This window comes from Dietzia sp. PP-33 (genome assembly GCF_033790845.1).
Classification (GTDB): Bacteria; Actinomycetota; Actinomycetes; order Mycobacteriales; family Mycobacteriaceae; genus Dietzia.
Genome location: NZ_JAMYEI010000010.1, coordinates 54,936 through 75,526, shown reverse-complemented (window position 1 = coordinate 75,526; position 20,591 = coordinate 54,936). Strand labels below are relative to the sequence as shown.

Sequence of the window (20,591 nt, the reverse complement as noted above, 5' to 3'; positions counted from 1 at the left end):
CCGGCAGAGCAGGAGAACCCAGCCCGTGGACACACTCACCCGCCCGCGCGCCGCCACGGCCCCGAGCGAGGCAGCTCAGGCGCCCGGCGACACGCCCCCGGCGCCCGACGAGATCACCCCGAGGAGAGTCGACCGCATCGCCGGGGTGCGACTCCTCGACGGCCGGGTGGTCGACGTGGACATCGACGGCGACTCGGTTCTCGCGGTCAGCTCGGCCGGTGACTCCGAGGCACCGGGCCCGGCGGTGATCGACGGCCGCGGCTTCCTGGCGCTGACGGCTCCGGCCGAACCACACGCCCACCTGGACAAGGCGCTGAGCTGGGGCGCCACCCGCCCACCGGGTTGCGACCTGGGCGCCGCGATCGACGCCTGGCGGGCCTTCGCCGTGACCGTGGACCAGGACGAGATCCACGCCCGGGCGCTGGCCGCGGCGCGGCGACTGGTCGCCAACGGCACCACCGCGGTGCGCAGTCACGTGGACCTGCACAGCGAGGGCGATCCCCTGCGCGGGGTCCGGGCCCTGGTCCGCGTGCGCGATGAACTCGCGAGCGTGTTGGACCTGCAGATCGCGGTGATGGTCCGCGACGAGGACCCCGCCGACCGGGCCCGCGACGCGATCGCGGCCGGGGCCGACCTCATCGGTGGTGCCCCGCACATCGCCCCGGACACCGCCGCCGAGACCCACCGGCTGATCGACCTGGCCGAGGAGCTCGGCGTGGGCGTCGACCTGCACGTCGACGAGTTCCTCGACGGCGACCACGGCATGCTCACGGCCTTCACCGACCGGGTGGCCTCGTGGGAGGAGGGCCGCGTCCGGACGGCCGGCCACTGCTGCCGGATCGGCGCGATGGACGCCACCGGTCAGGCGGACGCCGCCACCGCGCTGAGCGGCGCGGGGGTCGGGGTGGTGACCCTGCCCGTGACCAACCTGTACCTGCAGGGCCGCGCCGAATGTACCTCCACGCCGCGCGGGCTGCCCCCCGTGCGGGCACTGCTGGACGGCGGGGTCACCGTGGCGGCGGGTGCGGACAACGTGCGCGACCCGTTCAACCCGGTCGGCCGGTCGGATGCGATCGAGACCGCGATGCTGCTGGTCGTGGCCGCCCACATGGACATGGACACCGCGTGGCACCTGGTCACCGAAGGCGCCCGCGAGGTCATGGGCCTACCGCCCGCCGGCCCCGCGCCCGGTCGCCGGGCCGACCTGCTGCTCGTGCGCGCGAGCGGGCTCGACGACGTGATCGCCGACGCGCCCGCGGACCGGATCGTGGTCCGCGCGGGCCGCGTGGTCTCCGCGAGGGCCACCCTCGTCGTCGACCCCTTCGCCACACAGTCCGCCACACAGTTCGACACCCAGCCCGCTACCCGCCCGTCCCACCTGAAGGAGGCGCCATGACGTCCCCCACCACCCCAGTTCTCAGGCCCGGTGCCGAGGTCCTCGGATTCTCCGGGGTCGGCGTGACCTATCCCAACGGCACCCGCGCGCTCGAGGGCGTGGACCTGCGGGTGGGGGCCGGCGAGTTCGTCAGCGTGGTGGGGCCCTCGGGGTGTGGCAAGTCCACGCTGCTCGGGTTGGCCTCCGGACTGGCGACCCACACCGACGGCTACATGCAGACCGGCACCGACCGGGTGGGATACGTCTTCCAGGACGCGACCCTGTTGCCGTGGCGCACGGTCGCCCAGAACGTCGAGATGCTCGCCGAGCTCGACGGGATCGACAGGGCCGATCGGCGGCGCCGCGCGCAGGAGGCGATCGACCTCGTCGGGCTGACGGGCTTCGAGAACGCGCTCCCGCGTGAGCTGTCCGGCGGGATGAAGATGAGGGTCTCGCTGGCCCGGTCCCTGACGCTCGAGCCCGAGTTGTTCCTGTTCGACGAGCCGTTCGGCGCACTCGACGAGATCACCAGGCAACGCCTCGGCGACGAGTTGCTGGGGCTGTTCGCCGCCAAACGGTTCGCCGGGTTGTTCATCACCCACTCGGTGTCGGAGGCGGTGTACCTGTCGACCCGCGTCGTCGTCATGTCCGGGCGTCCCGGCCGCATCGTCCACACCGTCGACGTCCCCTTCGACGTCCCCCGGGACCCCGAGGTCCGGTACTCGGCTGACTACATCAACCTCGTCGGCGAGGTTTCCCAGGCACTGGAGGAGGCACACTGATGAACAGCATCACCACCGCCACGACGGTCGAACCGGGGCAGGAGACGGCGCGGGGAGGGACGGCGCCGGGAGAGGGCGCCGGTCCTGGAGGAGCGGCCGGTCCGGGAGGAACGAGCGGGTCGAAAAAAGCGACGACGACGAGGAGACCGCTCCTCCGGATCCCCGCCGACGGCGCGCTGGTGCGCATCGGCGGTCCGCTCGTCGTGTTGGCCCTGGTCCTGGGGCTCTGGTACTTCGTCAGCTACGTGGTGCTCGAGCCCGCCCGCCGGTTCCTGCTGCCCGCTCCGCACGTCGTGATCACCGACGGATTCCTGGGGCCCAACCTGCCCGCCATGCTCGAGGCGCTGGGCCGCACCACCGTGGTGGCGCTGACCGGGTTGGCGATCGCCTTCGTGATCGGCGTGGTGTGGGCGATTCTGATGAGCCAGGAGACGTGGGCTGAACGGTCGTTGTTCCCGTACGCCGTGGTGCTGCAGTGCATCCCGATTCTCGCCCTGGTACCGCTCATCGGCTTCTGGTTCGGCTTCGGGTTCACCGCGCGGGTGTTCGTCTGCGTGCTCATCGCCCTGTTCCCGATCGTGTCCAACACCCTGTTCGGTCTCAAGTCGGTGGACCCGGGCCTGCGTCGGTTGTTCAAGCTCCACCACGCGGGCCGGCTCACCGTGCTGCGCAAGCTCGAGGCGCCCGCCGCGCTTCCCGCCCTGTTCGAGGGGTTGCGCGTGGCGGCCGGGCTGGCGGTGGTCGGGGCGATCGTCGGTGACTTCTTCTTCAAGCAGGGCGACCCCGGGATCGGCATCCTCATCGACACCTACCGGGCGCGGCTGCAGTCGCCGGAGTTGTTCGCCTCCATCCTGTTGGCCTCGCTGCTGGGCGTGGCGGTGTTCCTGGCCTTCGGTCTGCTCTCCCGGAGGGTGGTGGGTCGGTGGTACAACGCCGACGACCAGCGGTGACACCGGGTGTAGCCGCCCGGCCGTAACCCACATCTGCCCGACCGGCAACACGGACGAAACGAAGCACCGCTTCACTATAGATATTGATCACATCAATACGGGTGGCCGGTTCCGGCCCCCGGGAGGAGACCCCAATGCGCCGTACCCACACCACCAGGACCGTGCTCTCCGTGGCCGCCCTGTGCACCCTCGGAGCCGCCACGCTGACCGCCTGCGGTGGTTCCGGATCCGAGTCCGCCGAGGCCTCGTCCGGCTACAGCGGGGAGATCGGCGCCGTCGACCTCAGCGAGGTCTGCCCCGCCACCGTCGTCGTCCAGACCGACTGGAACCCGGAGGCCGAGCACGGTCATCTCTACGAGTTGCTGGGCCCGGATCCCACGATCGACGCCGGCGCCAAGTCCGTCTCGGGCCCGCTGTTCGCCTCGGGGGAGTACACCGGGGTGGACGTGGAGATCCGCTCGGGCGGCCCGGCGATCGGGTTCCAGCAGGTCACAGCGCAGATGTACCAGGACACCGACATCATGCTCGGGTACGTCGACTCCGACCAGGCCGTGCAGAACTCGGCGAACAACCCGACGATCGGCGTCTTCGCCCCGCTGGACATCAACCCGCAGATGATCATGTGGGACCCGGAGACCTATCCGGACGTCTCGGGCATCGCGGACCTCAAGGACGAGCAGACCCGGGTGCTGTACTTCGAGGGCAACGCCTACATGGACTACCTCACCGGCGAGGGGATCCTCGACCCGGCCCAGGTCGACGGCAGCTACGACGGGTCGCCGTCCAACTTCGTGGCCGCGGGTGGCCAGGTGGCCCAGCAGGGGTACGCCAGCGCCGAGCCGTTCATCTATGAGAACGAGGTCGACGAGTGGGGCAAGCCGGTGGCGTACGAGCTGCTCCACGACACCGGGTACCCGATCTACAAGTCCATGATGGCGGTGCGCTCGGCCGAGCTCGAGGACAACTCGGCGTGCCTCGAGATGCTCGTCCCGGCCCTGCAGCAGGCGGAGGTCGAGTACTTCGAGGACCCGGAGCGCACCAACGCCGTGATCGTCGACGCCGTCGAGCAGTTCAACACCGGCTGGGTCTACAGCGCCGAGCTTGCCGACTTCGCCGTGGAGGCCATGCTCGACCGCGAGATCGTCGGCAACGGACCCGACGAGACGGTCGGCAACTTCGACGAGGAGCGCGTGGCGGACATGGTCGAGCTGGTCACGGGCATCTACGAGGAGGCCGACGTCGCGCTCGCCGAGGACGTGTCGGCGGACACCGTCGCCACCAACCGCTTCATCGACACCTCCATCGGGATGAACTGACCGGGCCCGCCCCGGCCCCTCACCGACACCCACACAGGAAGGCACCCCAGTGACCCAGACCCAGACGGCGTCACCGACGGCCGCCCCGGCCCCGGACGTGGCCGGACTCGTCGAGGAGCTGAGCGCCGTCCTCGGCCCCGACCTCGTCCTGACGGACGAGCGCAGTCTCGACAAGGCCTCGCAGGACGGGTCGTACCTCAGCCCGATCCTGCGGGCGCAGTGGCCGATCGGCCGCCCCGAGGTGGTCGCCCGTCCCACGAGTGTCGAACAGGTCCCGCTGATCGTCCAAGCCGCGGTCAGGCGCCGTGTGCCTATCACCTCCCGGGGCAAGGGCACCGGCAACTACGGGCAGGTCGTCCCCCTGCACGGCGGGCTCGTGCTGGACCTGACGGCCCTGCGCGGGATCGACGAGGTCGACCCGGAGGCCGGGACGGTCACCGCGGAGGCCGGGGTGCGGATGATGAGTCTGGAGAAGCGCCTCGCACGGGAGGGATCGCAGCTGTGGATGTATCCCTCCACCGTTCAGTCGACACTGGGCGGCTTCCTCGCCGGCGGTTCCGCCGGGACCGGCACGATCGTCCACGGTCGCAACCACGAGGGGTTCGTCGAGGCGCTCGACGTGGTCTTCGCCCACCCCGACGCCGAGATCGTGCACCTGAGCGGTGAGGACGCGCAGCCGTTCGTGCACACCTACGGGGTGGCGGGGATCATCGTGCGCGCCACCGTGCGGATCGAACCCCTCCAGGACTGGCGCTGTGTCTACGCCAGTTTCGACGACCACCACGACGCGTTCGCGGCGGTGCGACGGGTCCACCGGGTCGAACCGGCACCGCGCCTGTGCTCGGCGGACGGGGCCCACGTGGCCTCGTGTCTGCCCGAGGACGAGGCGATCCCTGCTGGGAGGGCGAGCCTGCGCGCGATCGTCGACGCCTCCGTGGCGGACGAGGTGCAGGCGATCGTCGCGGAGGCCGGGGGAGCGGTCGAGGCTGTGCGCTCGGGGGTCAACGAGTCCATCAAGGTCTCGACACTGTCCTACAACCACCCCACCCACTGGTTGCAGAAGGCCGAGCCCGACACGTGGTTCCACATGGAGTGCCAGGGCGACGCGCTGGTGGAGCGGCTGGACGAGGTCGAGGCCGTCTACCCGGGCGGGACCCTGCACCTCGAGGCCGGCCACGGCCGGATGTTCGGCATGCTCAACGGCCACTACTCCGACCCGGAGGCGGCCTACGCCGGGGTCCCGGTCCTGGAGGGGCTGGGGGTCAGGGTGCACTCCCCGCACCAGTACCGCGTGGACCACGGCACCGAGGCGGTCCGGGCACTGGCGGCCCGTACCGACCCGCACGGTCTGCTCAACCCGGGGCGGTGGGAGGCGTGATCGGGCCCGCCCGTCGCTACTCGGACCTCAGCACCGTGGAGGCGGCGCGGGTCGGGGAGGGTGACCCGATCGCGATCATCCCCGCCGGCGCGATCGAACCGCACGGGCCGCACCTGCCCCTGGCCACCGATCTGATCGTCGCGGAGGAGGTGGCCTCTCGGGCGGTGGCCGCCGCCGCTGCCGGGGTGGGGGGAGAGACCGGGATCGATGCCTGGCTGATGCCCGCCCTCGGTTACACCAAGAGCGACGAGCACTCCTCGTTCCCCGGCGCGATGTGGATCACCGCGGACACCCTGCTGTCCCAGGTCCGGGAGCTGGGTTCGGCGCTGCGGGCCAGCGGTTTCGGCCGCGTCCTCTTTGTGAACTGTCACGGCGGCAACTCCGCCCTGTTGGAGGTGGCGCTGCGTGAGTTGCGTCGTCGCAGCGGCCTGCGCAGCTTCCTCTACGCCGGCAGGGCGGTGCCCGGTCCCACCGAGCTCGGCATGGGGATCCACGCCGGGTGGGCCGAGACGTCGATGATGCTCCACCTGCGACCGGAGTTGGTCGACATGACCGCGGCCGAGGCGCGGGTGCCGACGGCGCTCGCCGGGTGCCGGCACATCGGCTTCACCGGTCCCGTGAAGTTCGGCTGGCTGGCCGACGACCTGTCCGACACCGGGGTCATCGGCGACCCCACGGCGGCCGACGCCGACACCGGGGCCCGGTTGGTGGCCGATCACGTGGACACCGTCGTGGGCGCGCTGGCCGAGATCGCCGTCTTCGACCCGGCGAGCGGAGCCACCGACGCCGTCGTCACCGCATCGGGAGGAGCGAGATGACGGCCGCCGAACTGCCCGGAGCCGATCTGCCCGGCACCGATCTGGCCGGGGTCGCCATGCCGGAACCGGGTGATGACCCGTTGACCGCGATGGTGGCCTGGCTCGCCGTCGACCCCCTCGACCCGCCGCTGGGGGTTCTGGCCACGGTGGACCGGGACGGGACGCCGGGGTGCCGTCACCTCCTGGTCTCCGGCGCCACCACCGCGGGCCCCACCTTCCACACGGACTCGCGGTCCCGGAAGGTGCTCGACATCGCCGCGAACCCCCGCGCCACCCTCGTCGTACTCAGCGCCGACAGGGCACGCCAACTCACCGTCACCGGCCTCGCCGCGCCCACGGACGCCGACGAACAACTGCGCACCTACCGCGACCGGAGCCCGTACCTCAAGCTCCTGGCCTGGGCCAACAACCCCGCCGCCGCGGCCCTGCCCCCCGCCGGACGCCGGCAGGTGTGGGCCGAGGCCGTCGACCGACACGGGCCCTGCCCGCAGGATCCGCCCGACACCTGGATCGGGTACCGCCTGCGGCCGGAGACCGTGACGTTCTGGCAGGCCGTCGAGGACGCGCCGTCCCACCGGAGGCGGTTCCACCGCCGTCCCGGGGGCTGGCTGGCCGAGGAGTTGCCCGGCTGACACGCCACTCGCCGCCCAGCCCCCTCACACCACCGAGAGACTGACCATGATCACCTTCACCGACGCGCTCGTCATCCCCGTGTCCTCCGCGCCCGACGCCCCGCGCTGGTTCCACGGCTGGGTCCACGTGGACGAGGGCGGCCTCATCGCCGGGCTCGGACCCGGTGACCCGCCGCCGGGCCTCCCCGGAACCGTCCATGACCTGGGCGGGGCGATCCTGGCCCCCGGGTTCGTCTCCGCCCACAGCCACCTGTTCACCGCCGGGATGCGCGGCATCGCCCCCGACGACACGCTCTACGGCTGGGTCTCGCGGATGGGGGAGATGATGGTGGGCGCCGAGTCGGAGGACCTGTACTGGTTCACCCTCGCCGGCTGCCTGGACTTCCTGCGCAACGGCGTGACCAGCGCCTACAACTTCACCCAGAGTCGCGTGGTCGCGGTGTTCGACCACGCCACCTCGACCCTGGTCGCCGAGCGGGTGCACGACGTCGACTTCCTGACGCGACAGATCGACGCGCAGGCCGACTCGGGCCTGCGGTGCGTCACCTCCACGCGCCTGGACGACGAGCAGCTGCCGGAGAGCGAGTGCTTCGAGGCGTTCGCCCACGTCACCGAGCACCGGGTGCGCACGGTTCCGCCGGCCCTGGATCTGGGGGGTTCGGTGTTCGGTTCGGTGCAGTGGTCGTCGTCCCCGGTCACGGCCGAGCGCGAGCGCCAGGTCATGGACCGTCACCGGGTGGGTAACCAGGCGCACTTCGTGGAGACCGCCGAGCACCTCGAGGTCCAGCGGGCCAAGTTCGACTGGTACGACCACGCCGGGGTGCTGGGCCCCGCCTTCTCCTTCGGTCACTTCGTCCACCCCACCGACCACATGGTGCGCCGCGTCGCCGAGACGGACTCGGCGGTGATCTGGCAGGCCACCTCCAACGGCCGGCTGGGCTCCGGGATCGCCGACGTCACCCGGTACCGGGACGCGGGCATCCGGGTGGGGATGGGCCTGGACGACCAGTCCTGCACGGACGTGTCCGACCCGTTCCAGAACATGCGCATCGGCCTCTACACCCAGCGGGCCGTGCACTCCGACGCCGCCGTCCTGGCCGCCCACGAGGTGCTGCGGATGCACACCCTCGGCGGGGCCGAGGCGCTCGGTCTGGCGGGCCGGATCGGCAGCATCGAGGTGGGAAAGCACGCCGACCTGCTCGTGGTGGACCCCACCACCCCGGCCACCGGGCCGATCTGGGACCCGGTCGCCACCTACGTCCTGGCCTGTTCGCTGCGCAACCTCACGCACGTGTACGTGGGCGGGCGCCTCGTCGCGGAGGGTTCGCGGAGCCTGCACCCGCTCGCCGACGAGGCCGACGCCCAGCTCACCGAGCGGATGATCCGGTCGGCGCGGGCGCGCGGGTTCGCACCGGCCTACGCGCGGCCGGCCCAGATCCGCCCGGTACATGCCGGGGTGCGGTCGTGACGGCGGGGGGCGGCGACGCCGTGCTGATCGAGAACTGCGCCGTGGCCACCATGGACGACCGCGGCACCGGGTTCGCCACCGAGTACGCGACCGGGCACGTCTTGCTCGAGGGTGGCCGTATCGCCGCGGTGGGGGCGGGGCCGTGTGACCCGGCGCGCGTGACCGGGACCGTGGAGCGGGTCGACGGCACCGGCTGCCTGGCCACGCCGGGCCTGGTCAACACCCACCACCACCTGTACCAGTGGCTCACCCGCGGGCTGGCGGCCGACGCCACGCTCTTCGAGTGGCTGACCGCCTCCTACCCGGTGTGGGCCGGCATCGACGCCGACGACGTGCGCACCGCCGCACTCGGCGGGCTCGCACACCTCGCCCTGGGCGGCTGCACCACCACCACGGACCACCACTACGTGGTGCCCGCCGACGCCGGAGACGTCTTCGCCGCAGAGATCGAGGCCGCCGCCACGGTGGGGCTGCGCTTCCACCCCTGCCGCGGGTCGATGGACCTGGGCCGCAGCGACGGCGGGCTGCCGCCGGACTCCGTGGTGGAGGGCATCGACGCGATCCTGGCCGGCACGGCCGAGGTGATCGACCGGCACCACGACCCCGCGCCGGAGTCGATGTGTCGGATCGCCGTGGCGCCGTGCTCGCCGTTCTCGGTGACCGGCGACCTCCTGCGCGCGAGTGCCGACCTGGCGCGTGAGCGGGGCGTGCGCCTGCACACCCACCTGGCCGAGACCGACGACGAAGAGGTGTTCTGCCGCGAGCGCTTCGGCAGCACCCCCATGCAGTACATGGAGTCGGTGGGGTGGACCGGCCCCGACGTGTGGTTCGCCCACACGGTGCACCTGGACGACCCGGCGATCGCCGCGATGGCCGCCGGCGGGATGGCGGCCGCGCACTGCCCGGTCTCCAACGGCCGGCTGGGTGCCGGGATCGCGCGGGTGCCCGACATGCTGACCGCGGGCGTGACGGTGGGTCTGGGCGTCGACGGCGCCGCCAGCAACGAGTCGGGGGTGTTGTGGGAGGAGATGCACCAGGCGCTGCTGTTGGCCCGGGCCACCCGCGGGCCCCGCGCCATGGACGTGCGCACCGCCCTGCGGATGGCCACCGTGGAGGGCGCGCGGGCGCTGGGCCGCCAGGACGAGATCGGGCGCCTGGCCACGGGGTACCTGGCCGACGTCGCGTTGTGGCGCCTGGACACCCCCGCCCACGCCGGTATCGACGACCCGGTGGCCGCCCTGGTCCTGGGATCCCGCCCGCCGATGGCCGGGGTGTGGGTGCAGGGACGACGGGTGGTGGCCGACGGCCGGGTGCTCACCGTGGACACCGAGACCGCTGCCCGGGACGTCGTGGCCGCGCGCCGCCGCCTGCTCGCCAAGGCGGGGTGAGACCCGATGGACCTGGTCACCGTCGCCGAGCTGTACCGACCCCGCAGCCGTGCCGAGGCACACGAGGCCCTGCTGGCCGGCGCGGCACCGCTGGCCGGGGGGACCGCACTGCACGGTGAGGCGCACGTCCACCCCGCCGGCGCCGCGGCCCCGCCCGGGGAGGACACGCCGCCGTTCACCGCCCTCGTGGACCTGCTCGACCTCGGCTGGCCCGATGTCGAACCGTTGCCCGACGGTGGCCTGCGGGTGGCGGCGACAGCATCGCTGCGGACCGTGCTCGACCACCCGCTCACCGCGGAGCTGCGCCCCTTCCTGCACGACACCTTCTCCTGTCTGCTGGCCTCGTGGAAGATCTGGGCCCGCGCCACCTGGGGAGGCAACCTCTGCGCCGCCCTGCCCGCCGGCGCCGGTACCGCGGCCGCGTGCACGCTCGGTGCGGCCGCCGAGATCTGGACCCCCGACGGCGACACCCGCACGATCCCCGCCGCGGACGTGGTGCTCGGCCCCGGCCGGACGTCCCTGGCCCCGGGGGAGATCCTGCGGTCACTGCTCATCCCCGCCGGGGCGGGTCGCGCGCGCTACGCGGTCCGGAGGCACTCGCTGGAGCCCAGCGGCCGCTCCGGCTCGCTGGTCACCGGCCGTCTGGACCCCGACGGGCGCTGCACGCTGGTGGTGACCGCCGCGGTGCCGGCCCCGCACCTGCTCGTGTGGGACGCCCCGCCCCCGCCCGAGGTCGCCGCGGCCGCCGTCCGCGATCTGCCCCACTGGCACTCCGACCCCCAGGGCCACCCGAGTTGGCGCCGCCACGTGTCCGGGATCGCGGCCCTCGCCGTCGTCGTCGAACTGAGCGCCCCCGACACCACCGAGGAGACACCGACATGAAGATCTCGGTCGACGGGCGCGGATACGCGCCCACCCCGCGCCCCGGCCAGTGCCTGCGGACGCTGCTGCGCGAGCTCGGGCAGTTCGCCGTCAAGAAGGGCTGCGACACCGGTGACTGCGGCGCGTGCACGGTGCTGGTCGACGGCGTGCCCACCCACTCCTGCGTCCTCCCCGCGCACCGGGCCGAGGGCACCGACGTGCGGACCGCCGCCGGGGTGCCGGACGAGGTGCCGCAGGCCTTCGCCCGCGCCGCCGGGTTCCAGTGCGGCTACTGCACGGCGGGGATGGTCACCACCGTCACCGGCCTGGACCACGCGCCGTGCGCGCGCGACGGGGCCCCGGCCGTCCGGACCGCCGCGATGAAGGGCAACCTGTGCCGCTGCACCGGCTACCGGGCGATCGAGGACGCGCTCGACGGTGTCGGGAACGCCTGCCCCGCCGGGGGGATCGGGCGCCCCGTCGCCGCCCCGGCCACCGAGCGCGTGGTGCGCGGCGCCGAGCCCTTCACCCTGGACACCGAGCTCACCGGCTGCGCGCACCTGGCGGTGTTGCGCTCCCCGCACGCGCACGCCCGGATCGCCTCGATCGACGCCTCCCGCGCCCTGGCCATGGACGGCGTGGTGGCCGTGCTGACCCACCACGACGACCCCGACGTGCTGTTCTCCACCGCCCGCCACCAGCGGCGCACCGACGATCCCGACGACACCCGCGTGTTGGACCCGGTCGTGCGCTACCACGGTCAACGCGTGGCGGTGGTGGTGGCCGAGACCCCGCAGCTCGCCCGCCTGGCCTGCCGGGAGATCGACGTGCGGTACGAGATCCTGCCGTCGGTGCTGGATCCCGAGGCCGCGCGCGCACCCGGGGCGCCTGCCATCCATGGTGACAAGCTCCACGGGGACAAGCACCACGGCGACAAGGGGGCGGACTCGCGGATCGCCGATCCGGCGCGCAACGTGGTGGCGCGCTGGCGCGGCGAGGTCGGTCGCGTCGACGCCGGGGTGGCCCGAGCCGCGCACGTGGTCACCGGCACCTGGAGCACCTCCCGGGCCCAGCACGTGCACCTGGAGACCCACGCGGTGATCGTGCGGCACGTCGACGGCGGGCCCAGGGTCGGCGGTTCCCTGGACATCCGCTCCTCCACCCAGGTGCCGTTCCTGGTGCGCGACGAGCTGGCATGGATCTTCGGCCTGGACCGCGAGGACCTGCGCGTGCACGCCGCCCGCGTCGGGGGCGGGTTCGGCGCCAAGCAGGAGATGATCGTGGAGGACCTGGCGGTCCTGGCCGCCCTGCGCACCGGCCGCGACGTGGTGTGGGAGTACAGCCGGGAAGAGCAGTTCACCTCCGCCACCGTGCGCCACCCGTACCGGACCTCGGTGACGGTGGCCTGCGACGACAGCGGCCGGCTCACCGCGCTCGACCTGGACGTGCTCTCCGACGCGGGCGCCTACGGGGGCCACTCGCCGGGCGTGATGTTCCACTCGATCACCGAGTCGGTGGAGCTGTACCGGTGCCCGGCCAAGCGCGTGGTGGCCGAGGCCGTCTACACCACCACCGTGCCATCAGGGGCCTTCCGCGGGTACGGGCTGGGGGAGGTGGGGTTCGCGCTCGAGAGCGCGCTCGACGAGCTCGCCGACGCCGCCGGGATCGATCCCGTCGAGCTGCGGAGGCGCAACGTGGTGCGCCCGGGTGACCCCCTGGTGAGTTCGGCTGGCGACGACGACGAGCTGGCCCTGTCCTCCTACGGACTCGACCACTGCCTGGACCTGGTGGCCGGGGCACTGTCCTCCGGCCGAGGGGAGTCGGCGCCGCCCGGATGGTCCGAAGGGACAGGCGTCGCGCTGTGCATGATCGCCACCAACCCGCCCGGGGGTCACCACGGCTCCGCCCGCATCGAGATCGCGGCCGACGGCACCGTGCACGCCTACGTGGGTACCGCCGAGTTCGGCAACGGCACCGCCACCGTGCACACACAGATCGTCGCGGAGGCCCTGGCCGTGCCGTCGGACCAGGTGGTCCTGCACGCCTCGGACACCGCGCAGCTCACCCACGACACCGGAGCGTTCGGCTCGGCCGGCACCGTGGTGGGCGGGCGCGCCCTGCACCGGGCGGCCACGAGGGCTGCCGACCTGCTCCGGGCCGGAGCCCGGCTGCCCCTGTCCGCCGAGGGCTCGGCAGACGGGTTCGGACGGCAGGCCGCCTTCACCGTGCAGGGCGTGCGGGTGGCCGTCTGCCCCGACACCGGCACGGTCCGGGTGTTGCACAGCGTCCACGCCGTCGACGCCGGTCGGGTGCTCAACCCGCAGCAGTTGCGCGGGCAGGTGGAGGGCGGGGTCGCCCAGGCACTGGGGGCCGCCCTGTACGAGCAGGTGCTGCTCGACGACACCGGCGCGGTCGCCAACGCCACCCTGCGCCACTACCACCCGCCCCGCATGGGCGACGTCCCGCGCACCGAGGTGTTCTTCGCCGACACCGTCGAACCGCAGGGCGTGTTGGGCGCCAAGTCGATGTCCGAGGCGCCGTACTGCCCGGTCGCGGCGGCGGTGGGGATCGCCGTCCGGCGGGCCACCGGGGTGCGCCAGGACTCGATCCCACTGACCCCGGACCGGGTGTGGCTGCGGTCGTTCGACCCGGACAGAGCGCAGGCCACGCCGATCGGGGCACCGGCGTGAGCGCGCGGGTCCTGCGGGTCACGGGCGCGTCCGCTGTGTGGTCGCCCGGGCGCGCGTCCGCCGAACCGATCACGCTCGAGTGCGTGGACGGCCGGATCGCCGATGCCGACCCAGCGGCCGCCGTGCCCGCCGCCGTCCCCGCCGACAGTCTGGACGCGCAGGGCGGGGTGATCACTCCGGGCCTGGTCAACGCCCACCACCACCTGCTGCAGAGTGCGTTCCGGACACTGCCCGGCACGCGCGGGGTGGAGATGTCGGTCTGGCTCGGGCGGATGCGCGAGGCCTACGTGGCCGCGCGCGTGGACCCCGAGTTGGTGGAGTCGGCCGCCCGCGTGGCGCTGGCCGAGTCGCTGCTGAGCGGGGTCACCACCGTCGCCGACCATCACCTGACCTGGCCGCCCGGCGTGGACCCGGTGAGGGTCGCCGGGGCCGCCTTCGCCGCCGCGCAGGAGGTGGGTGCCCGCCTGGCCTTCGTCCGCGGCACCGCGGGTTGCGACCCGGACGCGGCCGCGGTCTCCGTGGAGGCGATCCACTCCACCCACCTGCCCGGCGCGAGCGGCGGGGTCACCGGCGACGGGATGCGGCAGCTGGCCGTGGGGCCCTCGGGGATCCACGCCGACGGTCCCGCAACCTTCCGCGCCCTTAGCAAGGTCGCGCGGACCCTCGGGCTGCGACGGCGCACCCAGGCCAACGAGCAGGTCGACGTGGCCCGCGCCGCCGAGCAGTACGGGCGGCGGCCCCTGGACCTGCTGGGCGAGTGGGGCTGGCTCGCCCCCGACGTCACGCTCGCCCACCTGTGCGACATCACCGATTCCGAGGTGGAGCTGGTCGCGGCGAGCGGCGCCACCGTCACCCACGCCCCGGCCTGCGATCTGCCGATGGGCTGGGGAGTGGCCCCCGTGGCCCGACTACTCGACCGCGGGGTGAGGGTCGGACTGGGCACCTCGGGGGGCGGGAGCAACGACGCCGGGCACCTGCTCGCCGACGCCCGGCTGGCGATGCAGGTCGCGCCGCTGGCCGGGCGGCCGCTGGACGCCCTCGAGGCGCTGACCCTGGCCACCGCCGGCGGTGCGGACGGACTGGGTCGGCCCGAACTGGGGCGCCTGACCCCGGGATCGGCCGCCGACCTGGCGGTGTGGGACGTCTCCGGGGTCGCCGACGCCGGGGTGGTCGACCCCGTCGCCGGGCTGCTGTGGGCCAACCCGGGCCGCCGGCCCCGGCACGTGGTGGTGGGCGGCCGCGTGGTGGTGCGGGACTACGAGCTGGTCGGCTGCGATGAACAGGCCCTGGCCGCGGAGCTGCGGCGCGAGTGCGCGGGGCGGGGGATCGGGGGGTGAGGACCCGTGGTCCCGCGGCTCCGGCACTGTCGGGTTATGGCCGGTTCGCGGGTTCCTCCGCCGCGGACGTGGCACGCAGTCTGCGTTTGACGAGGGTCTCGATGGCCCACCAGCACAGGCCGATGGTGAGACCCATCGCTACTGTCCACCAGAGTTTGTAAGGCGGGTCGGCCCACGCGAGCAAGAAGCCCACGAGAATTGCCACGGCGGTACTGCCCCGCCGGCCCCACTTCTGCCACCTCGGCTCCGGAGGATCGAGTCGGCCCACGTCGACCGGCCTCATCGGCTCCATACGCGTCAACTCCCCCATTCGTCAGGAGCCACGGTAGGTGCTGTAGCCGAACGGCGACAGGATCAGCGGTACGTGGTGGTGCGCCGCCGGGTCGGTGACCTCGAAGCACACCACCGCCTCCGGGTAGAAGCCGCGGAGCCCCTGCGTGCGGTGATACTCGCCGGTATCGAAGTGCAGCCGGTAGATTCCGGCGCCGATCTCGACCGCGGCCAGCTGAGGTGCCCGCCCGTCGGCGTCGGTGGCCCCGGCGGCCAGTTCCACGTCGGCGGAGTCGGTGAGCCGGTAGGCCATCCCGGCCGCGGGCGTCCCGGTGGCGGTGTCCAGCGCGTGGGTGCTCAGGGACATCAGAGGGCTCCTGTCGTCACAGTGCACCGGTGTCGAGGAAGCGGTCGAGCCGGAGCGCGTTGATCCTCGCGAGGTGGTCGCGCGTGCAGGCGAGCTCCTCGTGTGGGGCGAGTTCGATTCTCCGGTCCAGCTCAGCGACGATCTCCCGGGCCGACAGGCCGGTGGCGCAGACCAGGAACGCGTGGCCGAAGTGCTCGGCGTGACGGCGTTGTCCCTCGGCCAGGCGGCGGGCCAGTTCGGCGTCGGCGGTCGCGGCCGCGCTCTGCTCGCGAGCCGAGGCGTCACCGACCGGCTCCGCAGCGGCCCCGATCGGTGGGTGCGCATCGACCGCGGCCAGCACCGCGGCGTCACTCTGCCCGGCGAGCACCCGCCGGGCAGCAGCCTGCAGTGCCTCACGCGAGCGGTACGGGCGCCCCTCCAGCACCGCGTGCGCCCACGAGGCCGAGCCCGAGAGCTCCGTCAGCACTGGCAGCAGGTCGTCTGCCGGTGCGGAGTCGAAGACGCTCACGGCATGGTCGTCGGCCGCGGTCGGCGCGGCGGTGGTCTGGGGCATGGGCTCATGATGGCAGCCGTGACGGCGCTGATCGCCGCCGACGCGAGAGTCGTAACACGCCGTAACAAGCGCCCCCCACCCGAGCTTGCCCCCAACCGCACTGCCCCCACCCGCGCCGCCCGACTGCGCTCAGTGCTTGACCTGGGGCGCCCTGCTCCCCCCTCGCAGGGCACCGCAGGTCAGGGCGCTGCCGGCGTAGGTGATGTGCCGGTGCAAGTAACACGGGCGACACACACACTCGCTAGCGTGATCCATCGTTGCCGCGCACGAGAGGACCCGCCGATGAAGCTCACCCCCCGCGAGCTGGACAAACTCACCCTGTTCACCGCGGCCGAGGTCGCGCGGCGCAGGCTCGAGCGCGGGGTGCTGCTCAACGTCCCGGAGGCCACCGCTCTCATCTCGTGGGAGATCGTCGAGCACGCCCGCGACGGACGCACCGTCGCCGAGTGCATGGACCTGGGCCGCCGGGTCCTGGACGCCGGGCAGGTCATGGACGGGGTGGTGCAGCGGCTGCCGATGATCCAGGTGGAGGCCACCTTCCCGGACGGCTCCAAGCTGGTCACCGTCCACGATCCCGTCGGTCCGGTGGAGCAGCAGGCGTGAGCGTCCACGCCGACCCCGGGACCCACGCGCACACCGACCCGGCGACCGCCCGGATCGTGGCCGCCCTGGGCCCGGAGTCCGAGGACATGCCCGACCTGGGCATCCCGTCCGCCCCGCCCGGGCGCGGTCTGTCCGACCTGGTGGCCGCCCAGGGGGCGGGGGGAGACCTCGTCGTCGTCGTCCCCATGACGTTCGGCCGCGCGCCCGCGGTGATCGCCGACAGCGCCCGCACCCTTCGTGACGTCCGGGGCCGGGCCGACGGGGCGCGGCTCGCCCTGGCCGCGCCGCTCGGCGACGCCACCATGCTCGTCACCCGGCTGCGCGCGGCGATCCGCCGACATCCCGAGGCCGCGTCGGTGCTGGTGGTGAGCCCGGCGATCGACCCGTTCGCCGACGCCGAGTTGTTCCGCCTGGCCCGCCTCGCCCGCCAGTACGGTCACCCCGGGCTGGTCGAGGTGGCCTTCCACGGCGGCTCCGAACCCGACCCCGACCTGGCCGGTGGACTCGCGCGGCTCGACGCGCTGGGCGGCGGTCGCCCGCTGCTGGTCCCGGCCACTCTCGCCCCCGCACCGGTCACCGGCCGCGACCTGCCCGGCGAGGGCGAGCACCTGCTGGGCCCGGCCGTGCTGCGCAGCATCATCGACACCCGCGTGCGCGAGGCGGTCCACCGGTGGGACCACGGCGCTCACGGCCCCGACGGCCCCGACGGCCCCGACGGCTCCGACGGTATCGACCCCGCGCTCGACGCCGAGGACGGCCACGGTTACGCCCACTCCCACGTGGCCGCCGACGGCTCCGTCTACACCCACTCCCACTAGTCACCCACCCAGCCCGAGGAGCGTCATGTCCGGATCCGGTAGCTACCAGTACGGCGACGGCGATATCACGCTGGGCGCCGGCCGCGCGACGATCGAGCTCGAGGTGACCAACACCGGCGACCGCGCCGTGCAGGTGGGTTCGCACTACCACTTCTTCGAGGCCAACCGGGCCCTGCGCTTCGACCGCCCGTCCGCCTACGGGCGTCACCTGGCGATCGGCGCGGGGCTGGCGGTGCGCTTCGAACCCGGCCAGAGTCGCACGGTGCGGCTGGTGGACTACGCCGGGGCGCGCGTGTGCCACGGCTTCTCGGGACTGGTCGACGGTCCGCTCGACGACGGGGACGTGCGCGAGCGCGCGATGGAGCGCATGCGTGAGGGCGGGTTCCTGTGCGACAGTCCGAACGACGACGACGAGGTGGCGCCGTCCGCGGTCCGGACGCCCGTCGCCGAGGGCGAGCCCACCGTGCTTCCCCGCGCCACCTACACCGACATCTACGGACCCACGATCGGCGACCGCCTGACGTTGGCGGACACGGTGCTGACCATCGAGTTGACCCGCGACCACAACGCCGTGACCACCGACGGCTCCAGCGGTTACGGCGAGGAGGCCGTCTACGGCGGCGGCAAGGCGATCCGCGACGGCATGGCACAGGACCCGGCGGGGACGCGGGCCTCGGGCGCGCTGGACCTGGTGATCACCGGGGCCACGATCCTCGACGCCGTGATCGGCGTGGTCAAGGGCGACATCGGCGTGCGCGACGGCCGGATCGTGGCCGTGGGCAAGGCCGGCAACCCGCACCTGCAGGACGGCGTGCACCCCGAGCTGGTGATCGGCCCCGGCACGGAGGTGGTGGCGGGCGAGCACAAGATCGTCACCGCCGGGGGAGTGGATTCCCACATCCACTTCATCGCCCCCCAGCAGGTCGACGAGGCCCTGTCGAACGGCATCACCACGATGTTCGGCGGCGGGACCGGCCCGTCCGAGGGCACCAAGGGAACCACCTGCACGCCGGGCGCCTGGAACATCGGCCGGATGCTGCAGGCCGCCGACGGGCTGCCGGTGAACATCGGGATCCTGGGCAAGGGCAACACCTCGCAGCCCGAGTCGGCGATCGAGCAGATCGTCGCCGGGGCGGCGGGTCTGAAGATCCACGAGGACTGGGGCACCACGCCCGCCACGATCCGCTGCGTGCAGCAGGTGGCGGACGACTACGACGTGCAGGTCGCGATCCACACCGACACGCTCAACGAGTCCGGGTTCTACGAGGACACCCGCGCCGCGATCGGCGACTCGACCATCCACACCTTCCACTCCGAGGGTGCGGGCGGCGGTCACGCGCCCGACATCCTGCGGGTGTGCGGTGAGCCCAACGTACTGCCCGCCTCGACCAACCCGACGCTGCCGTACACCGTGAACTCGGTCGACGAGCTGCTGGACATGGTGATGGTCTGCCACCACCTGTCGCACGACATCCCCGAGGACGTGAGCTTCGCCGACTCCCGGGTGCGGGCGGAGACCATCGCCGCGGAGACGGTGCTGCACGACGAGGGGATCATCTCCATCTTCTCCTCGGACTCCCAGGCGATGGGACGGGTCGGGGAGTCGTGGCAGCGGGCGTTCCAGACCGCGCACCACTGCCGCGTCGAGCGCGGGCCGCTGCCCGAGGACGTGGCCGCCTCGCCCGACGGCAGTTCACCGGATGGGGACGGCGGGGCGCGCAACGACAACGAGCGGGTCCTGCGCTACGTGGCCAAGATGACCATCAACCCGGCCATCGCCGCGGGGATCGCCGACCACCTGGGCTCGATCGAGCCCGGCAAGCTGGCCGACCTGGTGGTGTGGCCGGTGGACTCGTTCGCCGCCAAGCCGTCGCTGGTGATCAAGGGCGGGATGATCGTGTGGGCACCGATGGGTGACCCCAACGCCTCCCTGCCCACCCCGCAGCCGGTGATCTACCGACCGATGTTCGGCGCCTACGGCGGGGCGATGCAGTCCACCCGGGTGACGTTCCTGTCCGCCGCCGCGATCGAGGCCGGGGTGCCCGAGCAACTCGGACTGACGTCGCCGTGCCTGCCCGTGCGCGGATGCCGCGGGATCGGAAAGAAGGACATGGTCCGCAACGACCGCTGCCCGACCATCGAGGTGGATCCCGAGACGTACGTGGTGACCGTCGACGGTGAGCCCGCCACCATCGCGCCGGCCACGACGCTGCCGCTGGCCCAGCTGCACTACCTGGCATGAGCGGCTCCGACCTGTCCCGACTGCTGCTGGCGCTGCAGTTCACCGACTCGTCCTTCCCCTCCGGGATGTACACGCTCTCGCACGGGCTGGAGGGGCTCGCCCAACGCGGGGAGGTCGACGCCCGTCGACTGCCGGAGGTGCTGCACGGCATGCTGCGCCACGCCATCGGCCCGGCGGACTCGGTGGCGTTGGCCCTGGCCTGGGCGGCGACCCGGGACCACCATGGTGACGACGACGAGCAGGCGCGACTGCTGGCCGCATTGACCCGCATCGACCGGCGCCTGCACGCCACCCGGCTCACCCGCGAACTGCGCGACGGCGCCACCCGCACGGGCAAGCAGGTGCTGGACCTGGCGGCCGAGCTGCTGGAGGACCCGGTGGTCAGCGCGTGGAACACCCACGTGCGGTCCCGCCGGTCGCCCGGGTCCCAGTCGGTGGTCATGGGCGTGGTCTACGCCCGCGGCGGGCTGGACCAGCGGGAGGCCGTGGCCGCCGACCTCACCGCGATCGTGATCAGCCTGGCCGGCGCCGCCCTGCGCCTGCGGTTGGCCGACCACCGCAGCGCCCAGGTGCTGGTCCGGGGTGCCGCGCCGGTGATCGACGAGGTCGCGGGCACCGCCGTCGGCACCGCCCTGGAGGACCTGGGCGGCTTCGCCCCGGTGCTGGACCTCGCCTCCTGCCACCACGAGAGCTCCGACGCCCGGCTCTTCGCCAGCTAGCGGCCCCACACACCGACTCCACCA

18 protein-coding genes are annotated in these 20,591 nt (G+C 73.1%); 16 read left to right on the top strand and 2 right to left on the bottom strand.

Annotated features, from left to right (window positions below; translation table 11 throughout):
* Positions 1–25: 25 nt before the first annotated feature.
* From NJE57_RS16585 to NJE57_RS16530, 12 genes are all read left to right on the top strand, one after another.
* A complete protein-coding gene (locus NJE57_RS16585) occupies positions 26–1,396 on the top strand; it encodes an amidohydrolase family protein (RefSeq protein WP_319029631.1) in 1,371 nt (456 codons plus the stop codon).
* On the top strand, positions 1,393–2,157 hold the full coding sequence (locus NJE57_RS16580) for an ABC transporter ATP-binding protein (RefSeq protein ID WP_319029630.1): 765 nt from the start codon (positions 1,393–1,395) through the stop codon (positions 2,155–2,157). The genes NJE57_RS16585 and NJE57_RS16580 overlap by 4 nt, the downstream gene beginning before the upstream one ends.
* Positions 2,157–3,107, top strand: coding sequence for an ABC transporter permease (locus NJE57_RS16575; RefSeq protein WP_319029629.1), 951 nt, complete (start codon positions 2,157–2,159; stop codon positions 3,105–3,107). The genes NJE57_RS16580 and NJE57_RS16575 overlap by 1 nt, the downstream gene beginning before the upstream one ends.
* Positions 3,108–3,241: 134 nt before the next feature.
* Complete coding sequence (locus NJE57_RS16570; protein WP_319029628.1) at positions 3,242–4,423, top strand: ABC transporter substrate-binding protein; 1,182 nt, start codon at positions 3,242–3,244, stop codon at positions 4,421–4,423.
* A 49-nt stretch (positions 4,424–4,472) separates the two neighbouring features.
* Positions 4,473–5,801 (top strand): FAD-binding oxidoreductase, encoded by a 1,329-nt coding sequence (locus tag NJE57_RS16565; RefSeq protein ID WP_319029627.1) that lies wholly within the window; start codon positions 4,473–4,475, stop codon positions 5,799–5,801.
* Entirely contained in the window at positions 5,789–6,619 is an 831-nt protein-coding gene (locus NJE57_RS16560) for a creatininase family protein (RefSeq protein ID WP_319029626.1), read from the top strand. Before NJE57_RS16565 ends, NJE57_RS16560 begins: the two co-directional genes overlap by 13 nt.
* On the top strand, positions 6,616–7,251 hold the full coding sequence (locus NJE57_RS16555) for a pyridoxamine 5'-phosphate oxidase family protein (RefSeq protein WP_319029625.1): 636 nt from the start codon (positions 6,616–6,618) through the stop codon (positions 7,249–7,251). The genes NJE57_RS16560 and NJE57_RS16555 overlap by 4 nt, the downstream gene beginning before the upstream one ends.
* A gap of 46 nt (positions 7,252–7,297) precedes the next feature.
* Entirely contained in the window at positions 7,298–8,719 is a 1,422-nt protein-coding gene (locus tag NJE57_RS16550) for an amidohydrolase family protein (protein ID WP_319029624.1), read from the top strand.
* Positions 8,716–10,107, top strand: a complete 1,392-nt coding sequence (locus NJE57_RS16545; protein WP_319029623.1) for an 8-oxoguanine deaminase — start codon at positions 8,716–8,718, stop codon at positions 10,105–10,107. Before NJE57_RS16550 ends, NJE57_RS16545 begins: the two co-directional genes overlap by 4 nt.
* 6 nt (positions 10,108–10,113) lie before the next feature.
* Positions 10,114–10,989, top strand: coding sequence for an FAD binding domain-containing protein (locus NJE57_RS16540; RefSeq protein ID WP_319029622.1), 876 nt, complete (start codon positions 10,114–10,116; stop codon positions 10,987–10,989).
* The gene (locus NJE57_RS16535; RefSeq protein ID WP_319029621.1) at positions 10,986–13,658 is read left to right on the top strand and encodes a molybdopterin-dependent oxidoreductase; all 2,673 of its coding nucleotides are present in this window, start codon (positions 10,986–10,988) and stop codon (positions 13,656–13,658) included. The genes NJE57_RS16540 and NJE57_RS16535 overlap by 4 nt, the downstream gene beginning before the upstream one ends.
* The gene (locus NJE57_RS16530; RefSeq protein WP_319029620.1) at positions 13,655–14,995 is read left to right on the top strand and encodes an amidohydrolase family protein; all 1,341 of its coding nucleotides are present in this window, start codon (positions 13,655–13,657) and stop codon (positions 14,993–14,995) included. The genes NJE57_RS16535 and NJE57_RS16530 overlap by 4 nt, the downstream gene beginning before the upstream one ends.
* 313 nt (positions 14,996–15,308) lie before the next feature.
* Here NJE57_RS16530 and uraH read toward each other — a convergent pair whose 3' ends face one another.
* Both uraH and NJE57_RS16520 read right to left on the bottom strand, forming a co-directional pair.
* Positions 15,309–15,632: a hydroxyisourate hydrolase gene (uraH, locus tag NJE57_RS16525; RefSeq protein ID WP_319029619.1), complete on the bottom strand. Its 324-nt coding sequence runs from the start codon at positions 15,630–15,632 to the stop codon at positions 15,309–15,311.
* A gap of 16 nt (positions 15,633–15,648) precedes the next feature.
* The gene (locus NJE57_RS16520) at positions 15,649–16,185 is read right to left on the bottom strand and encodes a 2-oxo-4-hydroxy-4-carboxy-5-ureidoimidazoline decarboxylase (RefSeq protein ID WP_319029618.1); all 537 of its coding nucleotides are present in this window, start codon (positions 16,183–16,185) and stop codon (positions 15,649–15,651) included.
* A gap of 282 nt (positions 16,186–16,467) precedes the next feature.
* Between NJE57_RS16520 and NJE57_RS16515 the strand changes: the two genes are divergently transcribed.
* Genes NJE57_RS16515 through NJE57_RS16500 form a run of 4 tightly spaced genes read left to right on the top strand, consistent with a single transcriptional unit; the run spans position 16,468 to position 20,567 of the window.
* Entirely contained in the window at positions 16,468–16,788 is a 321-nt protein-coding gene (locus tag NJE57_RS16515; protein WP_319029617.1) for an urease subunit gamma, read from the top strand.
* Entirely contained in the window at positions 16,785–17,606 is an 822-nt protein-coding gene (locus NJE57_RS16510; protein ID WP_319029616.1) for a hypothetical protein, read from the top strand. Before NJE57_RS16515 ends, NJE57_RS16510 begins: the two co-directional genes overlap by 4 nt.
* 25 nt (positions 17,607–17,631) lie before the next feature.
* The gene (ureC, locus tag NJE57_RS16505) at positions 17,632–19,848 is read left to right on the top strand and encodes an urease subunit alpha (protein ID WP_319029615.1); all 2,217 of its coding nucleotides are present in this window, start codon (positions 17,632–17,634) and stop codon (positions 19,846–19,848) included.
* The gene (locus NJE57_RS16500; RefSeq protein ID WP_319029614.1) at positions 19,845–20,567 is read left to right on the top strand and encodes an urease accessory protein UreF; all 723 of its coding nucleotides are present in this window, start codon (positions 19,845–19,847) and stop codon (positions 20,565–20,567) included. Before ureC ends, NJE57_RS16500 begins: the two co-directional genes overlap by 4 nt.
* Positions 20,568–20,591 lie beyond the last annotated feature (24 nt).